At 67.0% G+C, this 18,209-nt stretch carries 18 protein-coding genes and 1 tRNA gene; 12 read left to right on the forward strand and 7 right to left on the reverse strand.

Features of this window, described 5'->3' with window-relative positions:
- Nucleotides 1-12: 12 nt before the first annotated feature.
- Together L0966_RS18025 and L0966_RS18030 are read right to left on the reverse strand one after the other, a co-directional pair.
- The gene (locus tag L0966_RS18025) at nucleotides 13-1,416 is read right to left on the reverse strand and encodes a glutamine synthetase family protein (RefSeq protein ID WP_234053356.1); all 1,404 of its coding nucleotides are present in this window, start codon (nucleotides 1,414-1,416) and stop codon (nucleotides 13-15) included.
- Between the two features lie 329 nt (nucleotides 1,417-1,745).
- Nucleotides 1,746-2,591, reverse strand: a complete 846-nt coding sequence (locus L0966_RS18030) for a DUF3108 domain-containing protein (protein ID WP_234053357.1) — start codon at nucleotides 2,589-2,591, stop codon at nucleotides 1,746-1,748.
- A gap of 377 nt (nucleotides 2,592-2,968) precedes the next feature.
- Between L0966_RS18030 and infC the strand changes: the two genes are divergently transcribed.
- Nucleotides 2,969-3,493 (forward strand): translation initiation factor IF-3, encoded by a 525-nt coding sequence (gene infC / locus L0966_RS18035; protein WP_234053358.1) that lies wholly within the window; start codon nucleotides 2,969-2,971, stop codon nucleotides 3,491-3,493.
- Between the two features lie 643 nt (nucleotides 3,494-4,136).
- Here the strand turns inward: infC and L0966_RS18040 are convergent.
- A complete protein-coding gene (locus L0966_RS18040) occupies nucleotides 4,137-4,298 on the reverse strand; it encodes a BA14K family protein (protein WP_234053359.1) in 162 nt (53 codons plus the stop codon).
- A gap of 722 nt (nucleotides 4,299-5,020) precedes the next feature.
- Here L0966_RS18040 and L0966_RS18045 point away from each other — a divergent pair.
- Nucleotides 5,021-5,515 (forward strand): BA14K family protein, encoded by a 495-nt coding sequence (locus L0966_RS18045; RefSeq protein WP_234053360.1) that lies wholly within the window; start codon nucleotides 5,021-5,023, stop codon nucleotides 5,513-5,515.
- A 48-nt stretch (nucleotides 5,516-5,563) separates the two neighbouring features.
- Here the strand turns inward: L0966_RS18045 and L0966_RS18050 are convergent, their stop codons facing one another.
- Complete coding sequence (locus tag L0966_RS18050; RefSeq protein WP_234053361.1) at nucleotides 5,564-7,177, reverse strand: phosphoenolpyruvate carboxykinase; 1,614 nt, start codon at nucleotides 7,175-7,177, stop codon at nucleotides 5,564-5,566.
- Nucleotides 7,178-7,303: 126 nt separating this feature from the next.
- Nucleotides 7,304-8,050, reverse strand: coding sequence for a DUF2470 domain-containing protein (locus L0966_RS18055; protein ID WP_234053362.1), 747 nt, complete (start codon nucleotides 8,048-8,050; stop codon nucleotides 7,304-7,306).
- A 311-nt stretch (nucleotides 8,051-8,361) separates the two neighbouring features.
- Between L0966_RS18055 and L0966_RS18060 the strand changes: the two genes are divergently transcribed.
- The 8 genes from L0966_RS18060 (at nucleotide 8,362) to L0966_RS18095 (ending at nucleotide 15,972) form a co-directional block, all read left to right on the forward strand.
- Complete coding sequence (locus L0966_RS18060) at nucleotides 8,362-9,060, forward strand: response regulator transcription factor (protein ID WP_234053363.1); 699 nt, start codon at nucleotides 8,362-8,364, stop codon at nucleotides 9,058-9,060.
- A gap of 100 nt (nucleotides 9,061-9,160) precedes the next feature.
- Nucleotides 9,161-10,948 carry a sensor histidine kinase gene (locus L0966_RS18065; RefSeq protein WP_234053364.1) on the forward strand — a complete coding sequence of 596 codons (1,788 nt, stop codon included), beginning with the start codon at nucleotides 9,161-9,163 and terminating at the stop codon, nucleotides 10,946-10,948.
- A gap of 6 nt (nucleotides 10,949-10,954) precedes the next feature.
- Nucleotides 10,955-11,404 carry an HPr kinase/phosphorylase gene (locus tag L0966_RS18070; protein WP_234053365.1) on the forward strand — a complete coding sequence of 150 codons (450 nt, stop codon included), beginning with the start codon at nucleotides 10,955-10,957 and terminating at the stop codon, nucleotides 11,402-11,404.
- A gap of 106 nt (nucleotides 11,405-11,510) precedes the next feature.
- A complete protein-coding gene (locus L0966_RS18075) occupies nucleotides 11,511-11,912 on the forward strand; it encodes a PTS sugar transporter subunit IIA (protein WP_234053366.1) in 402 nt (133 codons plus the stop codon).
- 19 nt (nucleotides 11,913-11,931) lie between these two features.
- Nucleotides 11,932-12,246, forward strand: a complete 315-nt coding sequence (locus L0966_RS18080) for an HPr family phosphocarrier protein (protein ID WP_234053476.1) — start codon at nucleotides 11,932-11,934, stop codon at nucleotides 12,244-12,246.
- A 301-nt stretch (nucleotides 12,247-12,547) separates the two neighbouring features.
- The gene (locus L0966_RS18085) at nucleotides 12,548-14,023 is read left to right on the forward strand and encodes an ATP-binding protein (protein ID WP_234053367.1); all 1,476 of its coding nucleotides are present in this window, start codon (nucleotides 12,548-12,550) and stop codon (nucleotides 14,021-14,023) included.
- 178 nt (nucleotides 14,024-14,201) lie between these two features.
- Nucleotides 14,202-14,278 (forward strand) — tRNA-Arg (locus L0966_RS18090).
- 881 nt (nucleotides 14,279-15,159) lie between these two features.
- Nucleotides 15,160-15,972, forward strand: a complete 813-nt coding sequence (locus tag L0966_RS18095; RefSeq protein WP_234053368.1) for a methyltransferase — start codon at nucleotides 15,160-15,162, stop codon at nucleotides 15,970-15,972.
- Between the two features lie 422 nt (nucleotides 15,973-16,394).
- On the opposite strand, the gene L0966_RS18100 is transcribed toward L0966_RS18095, so the two are convergent.
- Together L0966_RS18100 and L0966_RS18105 are read right to left on the reverse strand one after the other, a co-directional pair.
- Nucleotides 16,395-16,829, reverse strand: coding sequence for a type II toxin-antitoxin system VapC family toxin (locus tag L0966_RS18100; RefSeq protein WP_234053369.1), 435 nt, complete (start codon nucleotides 16,827-16,829; stop codon nucleotides 16,395-16,397).
- Complete coding sequence (locus L0966_RS18105; protein ID WP_234053370.1) at nucleotides 16,829-17,071, reverse strand: type II toxin-antitoxin system VapB family antitoxin; 243 nt, start codon at nucleotides 17,069-17,071, stop codon at nucleotides 16,829-16,831. The genes L0966_RS18100 and L0966_RS18105 overlap by 1 nt, the downstream gene beginning before the upstream one ends.
- A 448-nt stretch (nucleotides 17,072-17,519) precedes the next feature.
- Between L0966_RS18105 and L0966_RS18110 the strand changes: the two genes are divergently transcribed.
- Entirely contained in the window at nucleotides 17,520-17,864 is a 345-nt protein-coding gene (locus tag L0966_RS18110) for a DUF736 family protein (protein WP_234053371.1), read from the forward strand.
- Nucleotides 17,865-17,914: 50 nt separating this feature from the next.
- The gene (locus L0966_RS18115) at nucleotides 17,915-18,079 is read left to right on the forward strand and encodes a hypothetical protein (RefSeq protein ID WP_234053372.1); all 165 of its coding nucleotides are present in this window, start codon (nucleotides 17,915-17,917) and stop codon (nucleotides 18,077-18,079) included.
- Nucleotides 18,080-18,209 lie beyond the last annotated feature (130 nt).

Here is an 18,209-nt window from a genome sequence, read left to right on the forward strand (position 1 = left end):
GCCTTGGGGGCCTCACACGTTCAGCAGCAGGTATTCGCGCTCCCACGGCGAGATTACGCGCATGAAGGTCTCGAACTCGGCCTGCTTCACCGCCGCATAGGTGGTGGCGAAGCGCCGGCCGAGCACCTCGGCGATGGGCTCGCAATCCTCGAACGCGGCCACCGCTTCCAGAAGCCCGCGGGGCAGCTCGAAGTCGAGATTCTTGGCGTCGCTCTCGATGGGATCGGTGGCGCGCAGCCCTTCCATGATGCCGAGATAGCCGCAGGCCAGCGAGGCGGCGATGACGAGATAGGGGTTGGCGTCGGACGACGGCACCCGGTTCTCCAACCGCCGCGCCTCGGGCGAGGAGGGGGGCACGCGCAGGCCGGCGGTGCGGTTGTCATAGCCCCATTGCAGGTTGATGGGGGCCATGGAATCGCGGGTGAGCCGGCGATACGAGTTCACGTAAGGCGCCAGGATGCTCATCACCGCCGGCAGGTATTTCTGGTGGCCGGCGATGAAGGAGAAGAATTCCGGCGTCGGGTCGCCCTTCTCGTCGGAGAAGATGTTGCGGCCGGTATTGATGTCCACCACCGACTGGTGGATGTGCATGGCGCTGCCCGGCTCGTTGGCGATGGGCTTGGCCATGAAGGTGGCGTAGATCTTGTGGGCGAGCGCCGCCTCGCGGATGGTGCGCTTGAACAGGAACACCTGGTCCGCCAGCGCCAGCGGGTCGCCGTGGCGCAGGTTGATTTCCATCTGGGCGGCGCCGTCCTCGTGGATCAGCGTATCGATTTCCAGGCCCTGGGCCTCGGAATAATCGTAGATGTCCTCGAACAGGGCGTCGAACTCGTTCACCGCCTGGATGGAATAGGACTGGCGGCCGATCTCGGGCCGTCCGGAGCGGCCCACCGGCGGCTTCAGCGGATAGTCGGGATCGGTGTTGGGCTCCACCAGATAGAACTCGATCTCCGGCGCCACGACAGGCTTCCAGCCCTTGGCGGCATAGAGATTGACGATGTGGCGCAGCACATGGCGCGGGGCGATCTCAACCGGCCGCCCGTCGCGATGGAAGGCGTCGTGGATCATCTGCGCGGTGGGGTCCTGCGCCCACGGCACCGAGCACAACGTGGTCAGATCGGGCTGAAGCACGAGATCGCTGTCCGCGACCACGGAATCGACCAGCCCCTCATAGGCGGGATATTCGCCGGAAATGGTCTGAAGGAAGACGGAGAGCGGCAGGTTCATCACCGGAGAGGTGAGGAACTTGGACACCGGCATGATCTTGCCGCGGGCGACGCCGGCCAGATCGGGCACGGTGCATTCGATTTCGGTGATCTCCCGCGCCGCCATCCAGGCCTTGGCTTCGGGAAGGGAATTGACGCCGCGCGGCGCATCCGCCGCATGTTTCTCCGCAACCTTGGTGCGTTTCGACATGATGTCCTCTTGCGTGACACGCTCACGCACCCTCAGGGAACACCGGCGGCACGGGGAGTGTCAACGCGGGACCGGCCGGAAAAGCGCATGCACGTTGCGTCGCGGCACGGCCCTGCCACGTGCGGCACCAGATTTCACAATGCCGGGATGTCATTGCGTGGGGGATGAGACGGCGGGTGTACCGTTTCGGTCCGCCACCGGAACAGGGGCCGAACGAATCGCGACCGAATCGCGCGAGGGGTTCGGTTCGCCTTTCGCCCCCTACTATGGCTAGTGGTCGGCCACCTCGGCTAACCGATTCGCGAACCAGCGGTTTTCGTCGGCGCCCCTCAGGGCTTGGCGGCGCTCACGGGCACGGCGCCGTCATTGGCCTTGGCCTGGAAGCTGGTGGCCTGGAACACCGCGGTACCGATCATGGTGGCCACGGAGACCTTGAACGGTGCCATGAGGCGGGTGCCCTCGATGGGCACCAGCCACACGAACATGTCCTTGTTGTCCTGCATGTATTGGACGGTGTAGCGGCTTGGTCGATGGCCCGCGACCGGCTTGTAGCGCACCCCGCAGACCACGGCCGGGCCCTTGTAGCCGCTGACCTTCACCTGCTCCGTGCGCAGGTAGTTGAGCACGATGTCGTAGCGCTGGCGGCCATCGAACACCGGAACCGCACGCGCACAGGCGGCTTCCGAAAGAAGGTTGGTCGGCTCCGGCACATAGACGAAGGCGCCGCTCATGGGATCGATGATGTTCTGGAGCGTGGCGTTGGTCACCGGCACCCGGTCGGGCATGGGCTTGAGCGGCGGCTCCACCTCCATCTCGGCCACGGCCCCGCCGGCCATGGCGAGGCGGGCGCCTTCCTTCTTGCCATCGGCCTCGGCATTGAGGGCATAGACGCGCGGCACCATCCTGGCCTGGGTGAGCATGCCGCGCGCGGCCGCCACCCCCTTGCCCGAGGACACCGCCCGCAGCACGCCGGTGATCTTGCCGGAGCCGGAGATTTCATAGGAATCGTTGCCGGCCTGCACCACAACCGAGGCGCGGCCCAGCTCGACGCCGCCCACGCTCAGCACATATTTGGCGTCGAGCCGGCCGTCGGCGAAGGCGGGCGGGGCGACGACGAGCAGCGCCGCGGCGATCAGGCCGCGAGAGAGATGGGGTGAGAGAACGGCGTCGATCATGGTTTTCACCCTGGCTCCGGCGGCGCCGGGAAGAAGGCAGCCCGGTTCGCGACACGCCCGGGGCACCTGTGTGCAGATGCGGGCCGAACGCGGCTGAACTGTGGCTGGGGGGACTATGCCGTGCGTCGCCGGGAGGCGTCCAGCGGGCCGATGATCGGGGCGGTTGCGGCGGCACCTGCCATCGGGTGCGCGCTAGCGCCGCGAAATCCAGCAAGGTCATTGACTTTCCGCCCGTTTGTCACGATCTTTGGCACCACCCCCGAGCTTTGGGTCACGACGACGGCGGCAGCAAACGAGGCCGCGTCACAGTCGATGACGCCCGCAAGGCTCGCGGAACAGGTTCCATTGCTGAGGAGATCGCAGCCATTCGCCGCCCCATGAGACCCGTCGCGCCGGAGAAGGATGGTCCGCGCGTCAATGAGGAAATCCGCATCCGCGAGGTCCAGCTGATCGATCAGGAGGGCCAGAACCGCGGCGTGGTGGCCATCCGCGATGCGCTGACCCTCGCGCAGGAAGCTGGCCTCGACCTCGTGGAGATCGCGCCCAATTCCGCGCCCCCGGTCTGCAAGATTCTGGATTATGGTCGCTTCAAGTACCAGAACCAGAAGAAGGCCTCCGAGGCCCGCAAGAAGCAGAAGGTGGTCGAGGTCAAGGAGATCAAGCTGCGTCCGGGCATCGACGACCACGATTACGACGTGAAGATGCGCGCCATGCTGCGCTTCTTCGAGGAAGGCGACAAGGTGAAGGTCACCCTGCGCTTCCGCGGTCGTGAGATGGCGCACCAGGACATCGGCTACAAGCTCCTTCAGAAGCTGAAGGAGGAGGTCGGCTCCATCGCCAAGGTGGAGGCCGAGCCCATGCTGGAAGGCCGGCAGATGATCATGATCCTCGCGCCGCGCTGAGGCGGACGGATCATCACAAGTCCCGTTCATCGCCGGTCAAGGGCCGGCATGGACGGCAAGGCAAAAGGCCCGGAGCGGTTCGCCGCGCCGGGCCTTTTGCGTTTCAGCTGCCGGGCGAAGGCCGCCCCCGTCGCCAGCCGTTTGGCCCCCGCGCACCGGCGCGACCGAAGGCGGATGAGCGTTCACGCCGGGAAAAGGGGCAAGCCCGCGCGGCGCCTAAGCGAGGGGGATTCGCATGCCCCCGCGCGGCGTTTTTGAGCGAAGGCGTTCTAGGAGCCCGCGTGGCGCTTGAGCGAAGCGATTGAACAACGCGGCGCAGAATCGGCAAAGGGGTTGGCTCAGCTGGCGGCGCCTGAGCGAAGGGATTGCGTAAGCCGGCGTGGCGACCGGGCGCGGGATTGATCAGCCCGCGCGGCGCATCAGCTCAGGAGTTCAGAAACTGGCGCGGGGGAGGGGGCGGGCAGGAGAGAGAAAACGTCCGCCGGGTTTTGGCGCGGATCCCCATCATCTCGCACGCGCTATCCGGACGGCTGCGCTTTGGAGACGCCGGCCCGGCATTGGCCGCGGTTCATGTGGGAAACGGCTCGCGCGCGGGTCGAGGCCGGCCGCGAGCCGTGGGGGAGGGGCGGGGAGCCCCTCCGGGTCACGGGCAGGGGTGCTGCAAGCCGTCGTAGCCGGTGAAGGTGCCGGTGCGCGGATTGTAGGAGCGGTAGCGCTGCATGCAGTAGGCCACCGCATCGCCGGCCGGATAGACGGGCTCAGCCGTCGCAGCCGCGGCAGCGCCGAGGGCAAGGCCGCTCATCATGCCGAGGGCGATCCAGGCACCCGAATTGTCATAATAGCCCCAGCCCCAGCCGGGACGCCACCAGCCCCAGCCCGGATACCACCGGCCGGGACCCCACGCGCCGGGAGGCGGACCCCAACCGGGCCGCGGCGGCGGACCCGGCGGGCGCCAGCCCGGACCCGGCCGCCAGCCCGGACGGCCGTAGGCGTAACGGGGCCCGGCGTAACGGGGCCCGGCGTAACGGGGGCCGGCATAGCGCGGCGCCGCGTAACGGGGGCCCACATAACGGCCCGGATACCGCCTCGGAGCCATCGCCGGGCCCCGCACGGGACCCCGGTAGCCGCGGGCGTAGCCGGGGCGCGGACCCGGTCGCGGGCCTCCGCGCCATTCGACCTGTTCGACCGCCGCCCCGTGAATGCGCTGGTCCGCGAGGCCGAGGCGCATGGCCTGGGCTCCGGCGGGCACCGGGGAAAACGAGAGGATGCCGCTTGCCAGCATTGCCGCGGCCAGGGCCACCTTCTTCATCCCGAACATGATATGCACTCCAATCGAGCCCGATCACATTGCCGTTCCATTGTGTCGATTCTTGAACGAAGCGTGAGCGTCGCTGCGTCGACACCAGGGCAAATGCGGCGTGCTGCCCTAATGTTTTTACGCTGATTCACATGGAGGCCTTCAAGCGGCCGTCACCATGGGGCAAAACGGTCGCCGTGTCGCGTTACCTCGACGCGAAGGAGACCATCATGCAGATGCGAGAGCATACGGTCGTTGCCTCCTCCATCGCCCGCAAGGCGATGTCGTGGGTGCTTGCGGCCAGCATCGGCGCCGGCGGCCTTGTCGCTGCCGTGGCCCCGGTGCACGCGCAGGGCCTTGCCGGTGGACTGGCGCCTTTGGGCGATCACGCTGTTGGACCGACCAAGGTGCAGGCGCCCCCGCCTCCCGGCTGGCGTCGCCCGCCGCCGCGGCCGGGCTGGGGCCGCCCGCCGCCCCCGCCGCGCCATGTGCGCTGGGGAAATCCCTATTGGCACAATGGCGGATGGTATTACCGCGATAATACGGGCGCCTGGATCGCGGCCGGCATTGTCGGCGCGGCCATCGGCGCGGCGGCGGTTTCCGCCGCGCAGCAGCAGCGCGCGCAGCAGGATGCCATTGCCTACTGCATGCAGCGCTACCGCTCCTACAATCCGCGCACCGGCACCTTCACCGGCTACGACGGCTTGCAGCATCCCTGCCCCTGAGGGTGGGGGAGAGGGTGGCGGGCATGGCCCCGCCGCCCGTTCGGCCGCTCACTCGGCGGCGATGCGAACCTGAGGCTGGGCGTCGCGCACGGCGGCGTCCACATGGCTCTCGAACTTCGCGAAATTCTCCTGGAACATGGCCACCAGCCGGCGCGCGGTGGCGTCGAACTCGGCCTTGTCCGCCCAGGTCTTGGCCGGATAGAGCACGTGCGGCTCGATGCCCGGCACGCTGGTGGGCACCTTGAAGCCGAAATAGGGATCGGTGCGGAAGTCCGCATCCTTCAGCGATCCGTCGAGCACGCCGGCGAGCAAGGTGCGCGTGACCTTGATGGGCATGCGACGGCCGACGCCGTATTTGCCCCCGGTCCAGCCCGTATTCACCAGCCAGCAGTCCACCCCATGGCTGGCGATGAGGTCGCGCAGCAGATTGCCGTAGACCGAGGGGTGGCGCGGCATGAACGGCGCGCCGAAGCAGGTGGAGAAGGTGGCCTCCGGGTCCTTCACCCCCTTTTCCGTGCCGGCCACCTTGGCGGTGTAGCCCGACAGGAAGTGATACATGGCCTCCGCCGGCGTCAGCCGCGCGATGGGCGGCAGCACGCCGAACGCATCGCAGGTGAGCATGATGATGTTCTTCGGGATGCCCGCCTGGCCGGTGGCACTGGCATTGGGGATGAAGGCCAGCGGATAGGCGGCGCGGGTGTTCTCGGTGCGGCTGGCGTCGTCGAAGTCGGGAATGCGGGTGATGGGGTCGAGCCCCACATTCTCCAGCACCGTGCCGAAGCGGTTGGCGGCGGAGAAGATTTCCGGCTCCGCCTCCGCCGAGAGGCGAATGGTCTTGGCGTAGCAGCCGCCCTCGAAATTGAACACGCCCTGCGGGCTCCAGCCGTGCTCGTCATCCCCCACCAGGGTGCGGCGCGCATCCGCCGAAAGGGTGGTCTTGCCGGTGCCGGAGAGGCCGAAGAACAGGCAGACGTCCCCCTCCGCGCCCACATTGGCCGAGCAATGCATGGGCATGACGCCCTTTTCGGGCAGCAGGTAATTGAGGACGGTGAATACCGACTTCTTCATCTCGCCCGCATAGGACGAATTGCCGATGAGCACGATGCCACGGCTCAGATTCACCGCGATCACCGTTTCCGAGCGCACGCCATGGCGGGCCGGATCGGCCTTGAAGGAGGGCAGGTCGATGACGGTGAGCTCAGGCACGAAGCCGTCCAGCTCCTCCCGCTCGGGCCGGCGCAGCAGCGTGCGGATGAAGAGCGAGTGCCAGGCGAGCTCGGTATAGACCCGTACTTTGATACGGCAGGCCGGGTCGGCGCCGCCGTAAAGGTCCTGGGCATACAGCTCCTTGCCCTCGGCCGCGCCCAGGAAGTCCTGGTAGAGCGTCTCGAACTGGTCGGGGGAGAGGGCGCCGTTATTGTCCCACCAGACCGCATCCTCGGTGGTGGCGTCGCGCACCACGAACTTGTCCTTGGGGCTGCGGCCGGTATGGGCCCCGGTCTCGGCCACCAGGGCGCCGCCGGAGGAAAGCCGCGCCTCCATGCGCTCCAGGGCATGCTCGTAAAGCTGCGGCTCGAGAAGGTTCCAGTGAACGCCCGTCAGGTGCCTCAAGCCGAAGCTGTCCGCGCCGCAAGCCTTGTTGCGATGACCGGTCTCAAGCACGGCGTCTCCTCCATCCATTGTCTTCGCCGGCTTGGGCGCCGGCCTTGGGCGCGGGGGGCTGGTCCACGCGCCACAAGGCTAGAAGAAGACTTTGGTGAAGAAAAGACAATAAACGCGGCGCACTGTTCAGGCTGCGCTTGCTTTCCGGGCCTGTTCCACCAGGGAGACAAGATTTTTCCTGATCTCGCCGACGGTGTTGTTGCGCTGCGGGAAGATGAGGTGCCGCACCTGCTCACTGGATGCGATCTCGAAGCCTTCGGGGTCGATGCCCACCATGCGCCATGCCGCCTCGGGCGCCTTGGCCAGCACGGTGGCGTAGAGGGCCACGGCGTCCGCATGGTCCGCATTCATGTGGGAGATGATCCCGTCATGGGCGGCGCGGATGTCGTCGGCGCCGGACCAGTCGGTGATCAGCTGCTCACCGGGCACGTCCACGATGCGGCCGAAGCCCTCGACCAGATGGGCATGGTCCAGGTCCACGCGGTAGAAGCCGAAATCGGCGAAGTCGGCATAGCCGGTGGCGGCTTCGTGGCGGGCGAGGTAGCGGGCGCGCACCAGCGGGTCACCCGCCTCCACGATGCGGCCGATGAGGCTGGCCCGCGCCGCATTGAGCGGGTCGGCGGCGCCGGCGTCCGAAATCATCAGCGACACGCGGGTGTCGCGGGCGATGTTCTTGGTGTGCCGGGCAAGCTTGGAGATGAGCAGGGTCGGCCGGCCTTCCGGATCGGTCGCCACCGCCACCAGGGAGGCATAGGGGCCGCCGTCCTCGTCCAGGGTGGCGAGCGTGCCGAAGCGCGCCTCGCGGATGAGGCGGCGGACGGTGGCGGCGGCGGTCACCGCCACGGGCGGGGCTTCGGATGCGGGTTCGGTCACGGTCGCGTCTCCCTCTTGTCGGCGGCGGAGGATGGCGAGGGGCCGGACGCTCCGCAAGGCCCGCGCGCGGCGCCGGGGCCACATTGGAGCCGTTCCGAGCAGGCCGGAACCCGCGCCCGGGAGGGGGGCGTCGTCCCCGCCATCCACCGGCTTCGCGCGCAGAAGGTCGCGGAAGGTTTTGCGTCTGGCGAGAATCTCGCTATTTTGCGGCGATTGGTGCTTGAGTGTCACATTTTGGCCACGCGCAACGGGTTCACAGGCGCGTTACGGCCGCAGGAACGCCGGCTTGCCCAACGGCTGAAAGAGGTGTCATGCCCACCATCGCCCTGGTTGACGACGATCGCAACATCCTCACCTCGGTGTCCATCGCCCTGGAGGCGGAAGGCTATCGTATCGACACCTACACCGATGGCGCCTCCGCGCTCGACGGCTTCAAGACCAATCCGCCGGATCTCGCCATCCTGGACATCAAGATGCCCCGCATGGACGGCATGGAGCTGCTGCGCCGCCTGCGCCAGAAGACCGACATGCCGGTGATCTTCCTCACCTCCAAGGATGAGGAGATCGACGAATTGTTCGGCCTCAAGATGGGCGCCGACGATTTCATCAAGAAGCCCTTTTCCCAGCGCCTGCTGGTGGAGCGGGTGAAGGCGGTGCTGCGCCGCTCCGGCGCCAAGGACGGCACCGCCCCGCGCGAGGTGGACAGCGCCAAGGTGCTGGAGCGCGGCAACCTGCGCATGGACCCCGAGCGCCACACCTGCACCTGGAAGGGCGAGCCGGTGACGCTGACCGTCACCGAGTTCCTCATCCTCCAGGCCCTGGCCCAGCGCCCCGGCGTGGTGAAGAGCCGCAACGCCCTCATGGACGCGGCCTATGATGACCAGGTCTATGTGGACGACCGCACCATCGACAGCCACATCAAGCGCCTGCGCAAGAAGTTCAAGTCCGTCGACGAGAGCTTCGAGATGATCGAGACCCTCTACGGCGTCGGCTACCGCTTCAAGGAATGAGCGGGTTCGCGGCCTGACGGCGCGCGGCGGCCCGCCCGGAGCCTTCGCTGCGGGGCCGGGGGGCGGCGCGCGCCGAAGCCGTGGCAATCGGGATCAGCACATGACCATGGAAGCCGACCATCGCGAGGGCGCGGGCGAACCGCCGGCGCGCGGGCAGGGGAACGAGCGTGAAACGGGGCTGCTGGGGGCGCTGAAGCGGCTGCGCCGCTTCGTGGCGGTCAAGAGCTTCTCCTCCCTCACCCAGCGCATCGTGCTCCTGAACCTTGCCGGCCTGTGCGCGCTGGTTTCCGGCATCCTCTATCTGTCCGAATTCCGCTCGGGCCTCATCGACGCGCGCATCCAGAGCCTTCTGGTGCAGGGCGAGATCATCGCCGCCGCCATCGCCTCCTCGGCCCAGGTGGAGACCAATTCCATCACCGTGGACCCGGAACGGCTCCTGGAGCTGCAGGCGGGCGAAAGCTACGGCCCCGGCGAGGAAGGCTTCGCGCCGCTCGAATTCCCCATCAATCCGGAGCGGGTGGCGCCGGTGCTGCGGCGCCTGGTGGGCCCCACCCGCACCCGCGCCCGCATCTATGACCGCGACGGGCAGCTGCTGCTCGATTCCCGCTCGCTCTATTCGCGCGGTGAGATCCTGCGCTTCGACCTGCCGTCCCCCACCGAGCCGCGGCCGGGGCCGATGGAGCGCCTGTGGCGGGCCATCCAGCTCTGGTTCGGCCGGGGTGACCTGCCGCTCTACAAGGAATATGGCCCCCAGGCCGGCAAGAACTATCCGGAGGTCGCGACTGCCGCTTTGGGCGGCAAGGCAAGCGAGGTGCGGGTGGACGAGCGCGGCCGGGTGGTGGTTTCGGTGGCGGTGCCCATCCAGCGCTTCCGCGCCATCCTCGGCGTGCTGCTGCTCTCCACCCAGGGCGGCGAGATCGACGAGGCGGTGCGCGCCGAGCGGTTCGTGATCGTGCGCGTGTTCCTGGTGGCGGCGGGGGTGATGGTGCTGCTCTCGGTGCTGCTGGCCGGCACCATCGCCGGCCCGGTGCGCAAGCTGGCGGCGGCGGCCGAGCGGGTGCGCCGGCGCATCAAGACACGGGTGGAAATCCCCGATTTCACCTCCCGTTCCGACGAGATCGGCCATCTGTCCGGCGCGCTGCGGGACATGACGCGCGCGCTCTACAATCGCATCGAGGCCATCGAAAGCTTCGCGGCCGACGTAGCGCACGAGCTGAAGAACCCGCTCACCTCCCTGCGCAGCGCGGTGGAAACCCTGCCGCTGGCCAAGACCGACAATTCCCGCACCCGCCTGCTGGAGGTGATCCAGCACGACGTAAAGCGGCTCGACCGCCTGATCTCCGACATTTCCGACGCCAGCCGCCTCGATGCCGAGCTCCAGCGCCAGGAAGCGGTGGCGGTGGACCTGAAGCAGCTCATGGAAATGGTGGTGGGCATGGCCCAGGACGTGCGCAAGGACGATGGCGTGCGCGTCTCCCTGGCCTTCGAGCGGGCGTCCGGCGCGTCTGCCTCGTTCGTGGTGCCGGGGCATGCCTCGCGGCTGGGGCAGGTGGTGGACAATCTGGTGTCCAATGCCCGCTCCTTCTCGCCCAAGGGCGGGGAAGTGCGCGTCACCTGCCGCCACCTGAAGGATGCGATTGAGATCATCGTCGACGATGACGGCCCCGGCATCCAGCCCGACGCCCTCTCGCGCATCTTCGAGCGCTTCTACACCGACCGGCCCCACCAGGGCTTCGGCCAGAATTCCGGTCTGGGCCTCTCCATCTCCAAGCAGATCATTGAGGCCCATGGCGGGCAAATCTGGGCGGAAAACCGCATGACGAAGGGGGCGGACGGTGAGGAGAGGGTGGCCGGCGCGCGCTTCCTCGTACGCCTGCCGGCGGGCTGAGGCGCCATGGCCGAGCCTCCCTCGATCCATGCGAGCTGCGTCGCCATCGGCGGGCGGGGGGTACTGATCCGGGGCGCCTCGGGGGCTGGAAAGTCAACGCTGGCGCTCTCCCTCATCCTCGACGCGCCGCGGGTGCTGGAGCCGGCGGAACTGGTGGCGGATGACCGGGTGCTCCTGGCGGTGGAGGCGGGCGCGCTGGTGGCGCGGCCGGTCCCGGTCCTCGCCGGGCTGATCGAGGTGCGCGGGCTGGGGTTGCGCCGGCTGCCCCATCGCGACAGGGTGTCGCTGTCCCTGGTGGTGGATCTTCAGGCTGCCGATGCGGCACGCCTGCCGCCGGAAGAGGCGCAAACCGTTCTCATCTCTGGCTGCGCGCTCCCGCGCATCGCCCCCGAGCGCATTGAAACCGCAGCATTGTTGGTGGCCGCGGCGCTCTCTTGTGAACCTTACGAAAACTAAATCTGCTTTTGTGCGTTGCACCCCTTGCGTAATTTTTGAGCCGCTCTGAATATGGTGTTCCCCGCGATGCGGGAGGCCTTCATCGGGGGATGAGGGCGGAGGAAGCATGATCGGTCTTGTCCTCGTCACCCATGGTCGCCTCGCCGATGAGTTCTGCTCAGCGCTAGAGCACGTCATGGGGCCTCAAAACCAGATCGCCACCGTGACCATCGGGCCGGAGGACGACATGGAGCGTCGCCGACGCGACATCATCGACGCCGTGGAGCGTGTCCGCTCCGGCGACGGTGTGGTCATCCTCACCGACATGTTCGGTGGCACACCTTCCAACCTCGCCATCTCGGTCATGAACACGCCGGACGTGGAAGTGGTGGCGGGCATCAACCTGCCCATGCTGGTGAAGCTCGCCAAGGTGCGGGGCGAGCTGCCGCTGGCGGAGGCCGTGGACGTGGCCCAGGAAGCAGGCAGGAAATACATCAATGTCGCAAGCCGCGTCCTCGCCGGCAAATAGCGCCTTCGATCCCGCCCTCATGGAAGAGGCGGGGCTGGCCTGTGGCCATCCCATCGCCGCCGATGCGCTGGTGCGGGTGCTGCCCATCATCAATAAGCGCGGCTTGCACGCCCGCGCCTCCGCCAAATTCGTTCAGACCGTCGAGCAGTATGATGCCAAGGTCAGCGTATGCCGTGGCGGCGAGGAGGTCTGTGGCAATTCCATCATGGGGCTGATGATGCTGGCGGCCTCGCCGGGCACGTCGGTTACCGTCACCGCCCAGGGGGCGGCCGCCGAGGCGGTGCTCGACGCGCTGACGACCCTGGTGGCCGAGCGCTTCGGCGAAGAGGAATGACGCTCAAGGGCCACGGCCTGGAGACATCCCGCGTTTTCGTTCCATTCTGGTAGAGAAGCGCAAGTTACCGCCGCTACCCCAAAAGGACCCGCGCGGCCGCGTGCGCCGCTTTGAGCGCGTTGTGATCTTGCTGCACAACCTCTTCTCTTTCATCGACTTTGGACCACGCTGCCGGGCGCCGATCGTTTCAATCTGCGCGGATTGTGGTCTAGCGCCTGGGCGCCACTCCGCTTATCTCTAGCGTTCACATTTCCGCGCGCGGTGCGCGGAAGCCGGGGACGGGCGTCTTGCCCAAGGTGCCATGTTCGCTTCGAGAGCCGACCAGCCCGCGACGAATCCGCAGCCTGCCCGTCGGCGCCGTTTCAGCCTGTCGGCCAAGCTGCTGGCGCTGACGGTGATCGTGGTCGCTGCGGTGGAAGCGGCTGTGCTCGTGCCCACCATCGCCAACTTCCGCATTGCCTGGCTTTCGGATCGCCTCGCCGCCGCTCGCACCGCGGCCCTGGTGCTGGACGCCGCCCCGCAGGACAGCATTCCCATGGATCTCACCCGCCAGCTCCTGGGCAGCGTGGGCGCCAAGGTGATCGTGGTGAAGCGGGAGGACACGCGCCGCCTGCTGGCCGTCTCCGACATGCCGCCGCAGGTGGACGAGCACCTGGACATGCGCGACGTGACCCTGCTGGGGGCGGTCTACGGGGCGCTGGACACGCTGACGGCGCCCAAGGGCCGCATGCTGCGGGTGGTGGGTGATCCGCCCTCGGGGGCCGATTTCATCGAGATTGTGCTCTCCGAGACGCCGCTGAAGCGGGCGTTGCTGCGCTTCACCATCACCACGCTGCTGGTTTCGCTGCTGGTGGCGGGGGCGGCCGGCGCGCTCGTCTATTTCAGCCTCAATGCGCTGTTCGTGCGCCCCATGCGGCGCCTGACGGAGCGCATGTCGGCCTTCCGCGAGAATCCGGAGGATGCCTCCCGCATCATCGTGCCGAGCGGCCGGCGCGACGAGATCGGCACCGCCGAGGAGACGCTGGAGGAATTGCAGCGGGCGCTGGTGCAGACCTTGAGCCAGAAAAGCCACTTGGCGGCGCTGGGCCTCGCGGTTTCCAAGATCAATCATGATTTGCGCAATCTTCTGGCCTCCGCGCAGCTGCTCTCCGACCGTCTGGCGGGGCTGCCGGACCCGACGGTGCAGCGCTTCGCCCCCAAGCTGCTGGCGGCGCTGGATCGCGCGATCACCTATTGCGAGCAGACCCTGTCCTATGGCCGCGCCATGGAGCCGCTGCCGGACCGGCGCGACGTGGACCTTGCCCATCTCCTCGACGAGGTGCGCGAGACCCTGGGACTGGGCGGCGGGGCGGGAATCGGCTGGGTGGTGTCCCTTGAGCCGGGCCTGAGGGTGGATGCCGATCCGGACCAGTTGTTCCGGGTCATCCTCAATCTCGGCCGCAATGCCATGCAGGCGCTTGAGGCGCGTGCGCCACTCGATCCCGAACGCGACCAGATCCGCATCAAGGGCAAGCGCCTCGGCACCACGGTGCAGATCGAGTTGGCGGATACCGGGCCGGGCATTCCGCCCGAGCGGCGGGGGCACCTGTTCGAGGCGTTCGTGTCCTCAGCGCGGCGCGGCGGCACGGGGCTGGGGCTGCCCATCGCCGCAGAGCTGGTGCGCGCCCATGGCGGCGAGATCCAGCTCATCGACTCCGCGGTGGGCACCGCCTTCCGCATCACCCTTCCTGATCTTGCGGAAGAGGGCCGCCAGCGTCGCGAGCGGCTGCGGGCCTGAGCGGGGCTGTTATCCACAGCTTGGCGGCATTTGAGCGGGGAAATTTCGTTTGGCGCTTGCGCACCGGAGCGAATGGGCGTAGCAGACGGACCTCGCCGGCGGAGAGATCCGCTGGGGGTCCCCAGGAGGCTCCAACCTCCAGTTCGCGCCGTTCGAGCCGAACCTGAACGGGGATGATGCGCCGGTAGCTCAGCTGGATAGAGCACCAGACTACGAATCTGGGGGTCGGGAGTTCGAATCTTCCCCGGCGCGCCATCTAAATCAAGCACTTAGAAATTTTCCGCAGACTAGAAAAACAAATTAGTCTGCGGTTTAGTCTGCGGAAATCCGGCCCGATGGTGGGGTCGACGCGCCGCGACATTTTGACTCCCCCTTTACGCTGTCACCGCTTCGACAGGAATTCGTTGGTCGAGTGCCATGGGGGAGAGTGGATGACCGTCCCGAACCAGCTCACGGCGCGCCTCGCTGCGCCCGTCCTTCCCTATCTTCATGTCTCGCGCCTGCCGGCGATCCGCCGGCGACTTCGAGCGCGCCCCAGCCGGCAACAGCGCCCAGGGCGTCGGTGAAGATCCCTCACACGATTCAGATGCACGAACGGCGGCGCTATCAGGCCACCCTGCCGGTAGCGTCTTCGTTGTGACGGAGCTTGCCGGTTCTCGCAGGCCCTACAACCCGCAGGGCCTGCTCCGATCCGCCCAAGTGACGTCGCAATCTTCGAGGCCGAGCTCACCATCACCACGGAATGGGGAAAGGACCGGCGCCAATAGGCGCCCTTCTCGGCCGCCGGCCGCAGCCGGGTTGCGGATCGACCGCAACCCGGACCGCCGCGAAAGGGCGCGCTGCGCTACCCTCTCGCCTCTCCTCCGCAAGATCCAGGATGCCGGCGCGCTCGCGCGCCCCTGTCCTCGCATTCGCGGGGAATGGGGGCGCTGCCCCCTATCCCCAGCAAGGGGGATGACGCCACCCCCCAGCATTCGGCCCTGCGGGCCTGCCATGCCAGCGCCAAGGCGCCGCCCACAGGGTGGGTGGTCCCCCCCGTCATCATCCCCCTTGCCCCCAAGCCCCCGCTGCTCCGCGCGAACTCGGGAAGCAGGACGCAGCCTGCTTCGCGGCTCGAGGAAAAAAGGGGAACCACCATGGCAAAGCTCACCAAAGCACAGCGCAAGGCCCACGCCGAGGCCGAGGCGATCTTGACAAAGGACCGGCTGAACGAGGACGAGCGGCTTTTCGTGCTTGAGAACTGGCACGAGGGCGCCAACCACATCAACGGCGCGGCCGGCGCCTTCTTCACCCCGTGGGGCCTCGCGCGCGACTTCGCCCTTGAGATCGGTTCCGGCCGGATCATCGACCTTTGCGCCGGCATCGGCGCCTTGAGCTTCTTCGCGCAGCACCAGGCCGCCGAAATCGTGTGCGTCGAGATCAACCCCCGATATGCCGAGGTTGGGCGCAAGGTGGTGCCCGAGGCGCGATGGATCAACGCCGACGTGTTCGACTGGCGCAGCCTCGACCTCGGTCGCTTCAACTATGCGATGGCAAATCCCCCGTTCGGCCGCGTGAAGCGCTCCGGCAACGCCCCGCGATACAAGGGCGCTGACTTCGAGTTCCATGTGATCGACATCGCCGCCGAGCTTGCCGATTGCGGCGCCTTCATCGTGCCGCAGCAGTCGGCTTCTTTCCGCTACTCCGGCGCCCCCTATTTCGACCGTGTCAAGCACGGCAAGGGCGTGGACTTCGAGGCCGCGACCGGCTTTTGCATGGATGCGGGCGTGGGTGTGGACACGACATTTTATCAAGACGAGTGGAAGGACGGCGCGCCGCGTTGCGAGATCGTGACGTTCGATTTTGCCGAGGCCCGCGCTCAGATGCAGGCCGAGCGTGAACGCCGCGCCGCCCTGCCGGTGCCCAGCCTCGCCCCGAGCCGGCCCGCCGAGCAACTGGCGTTGCTGTGAGAGAGGGCGCCGGCCTTGGTGCTTCCTTTACCGGCGCCGTGATCCATAGAGATGTGAGATTTGAGGGCGGAAGCAGCCGGCGCCGAGCCAGCGGCGCCATTAGGGAGGATAGACCACCCCGACCGAGGCGACGGCCTCGCCCTCAAAGCGGAGGTGATGGCATGTGGTTTCTGCCACTTAGCATCACCCTAGACGTGAAAAAGACCCGGACGCTCTGGCGAGTGACGATCCGGGTCCAATTCATCATCTAGGCCCAGGGCCGGCGGGGAAACCCGCCGGCCCACTCCGATAATATAAGCCACCGTGCCCCCGTTTCCAAGATGGCGCCCAGGCCAGAGGCTCCGGTCGCGGCGGCGCCGGATCGACCCGCGCCGCCGCGTCGGGAGGGGAGACCCCTCCCGACCTCCCCCGCTTCGGCCGGCTTACCAGCCGATATCCGTGTGGGAGAAGTCATTGCCCTTATAGGCCAACGCCACCCGGTAACCCCGCGCGCACGCATAGGCGAAGCAGTCGCCCATGTTGAGCTGCGCCGGATGCCCCACGATCTTCCCGTAGACCTGCGCCGCATCGAGCGCCTTCACCCCAATGTCGCCGCTGATCGATACTTCGCGCGCTTCCACGTCGTTGATGAACTGATCGACCAGGGCGCGCGCCTGACGCACCAGGTCCGCCGTCGCCGGGCCTTCACGCCGGCGGGCCTCCGCAAGGCGCCGTGCCAGCGACAGCGAGGCCTCCATGCGTACCACGGCCGAGACGTAATACGGGCCGCCGGCGGCATCGAGACGCTCCATCAGCTCCTCCGCATCATCCTCGCCCTGGACGATCGCCACGATCACCGACGCATCGACAAACAGCATCAGTCTTCCCCCCAAAGCTCATCCGTGTCCCGCTTGTGATCGCCCGGCGCGAAAGGTCCCGCCTCTCGTGCCATCGCCAGCGTCTTGGCAAGTCGCTCGCGTATAGGTAGCATGTCCTTGGTCCGCGCAATCGCGCTCTTTAAGGCGGCCTTCACCGCCGCAGCCTTCGTCGGAGCGCCCGCCAGACGTTGCAGTTCGTTCGCGAGCGCATCGACCTCAGGATCTTTGATGTACAGCGCCATGGGATATCCTTTCACGGATATTATAATATCTCTTTTTGGATATCCCGCCAAGATTCCCGAGGTTGGATCACGCCCGCCCAGGCTCTCTTTCCGGCGCACGACCGAGGGTGCCAACAGTTCGCTCTGCCCACGCCAAAACGCAGCCTCGAACGATGGTGGGGCCTTGGGCAAGGCCGGACCTGATGTCGCCGGCGGGATGAAAGTCCGGGCCAGTCGGCGTGTGTTGGTCCATGTGTTGTCGATCAGCCGATAATTGGAAGCTAAGAGCGGCGTCAGCCGCCTCAACCTCGCTCAGAACGATACTTCCCCGCGCCTAGGGCGCTCCTCGCGGAGCAAAATCGTCCCGGGCTTCGGTCCTTCGCTGCGCTACGGCCGTTCCGGTGAGGCGTCCGCCTTACCCGCTCTTTGATCGCTCCCATCGGCAAGACCGAACACATGGAGCACGACGATGACCGAGACCCTCACGAACTTCATCAAAATCGACGGTGACAAGCTCACCGGCAACATCGCCACCCTCTCCTTCGACATCGACATCACCGGCGTCGCCATGCACAGCGAAAATGAGAAGGCCCCGGTCTTCCGGCTCTACGCCAAGAGCCCGCGCGGGCGCCAGATCGAAGTCGGAGGCATCTGGCAGCGGACCAATGCCAAGGGCGAGCCCTACTACGCCATCACGCTCGCCTCCGGTCACGGCCGATGGTTCGCCAACATGGGCCGCTACCCGGGCCAGGATGACGACAGCCTCTACGCGGTGATCGGCAACCACTTCCTCAACAGGGAGCGCCGGTCCTAACGGACCGGTACCCTCTTTCCTCACACGAATGGGAGCAGTGGGCCGACCGGGTGCTGAACATCGCCCACTGCTCCCGGAACTGGACCAGCGACGAGCTCGACGAGGCCCGGCGTGAAGCAAACGCCTACAGCGGCAACCCGATCGAGCCCTACCGGCCGACGCTTCTCGAGCTGCGCATACTTCTCGAGGAGCGCAAGAAGGGTGGGGCGGCCTGACGGCCACATCTCATTGACGCCTTGATTGTCCCAGTCGCCGGAACAAGGGGGAATATAATGTCTGTGGCCTCTGTTTCAGAGAACGTTTACAGACATCAGAAGCCTACATTGTTACCATCCGTTGGATTTA

It is taken from the genome of Xanthobacter sp. NM-59, assembly GCF_021401125.1.
Lineage (GTDB): Bacteria > Pseudomonadota > Alphaproteobacteria > Rhizobiales > Xanthobacteraceae > Xanthobacter.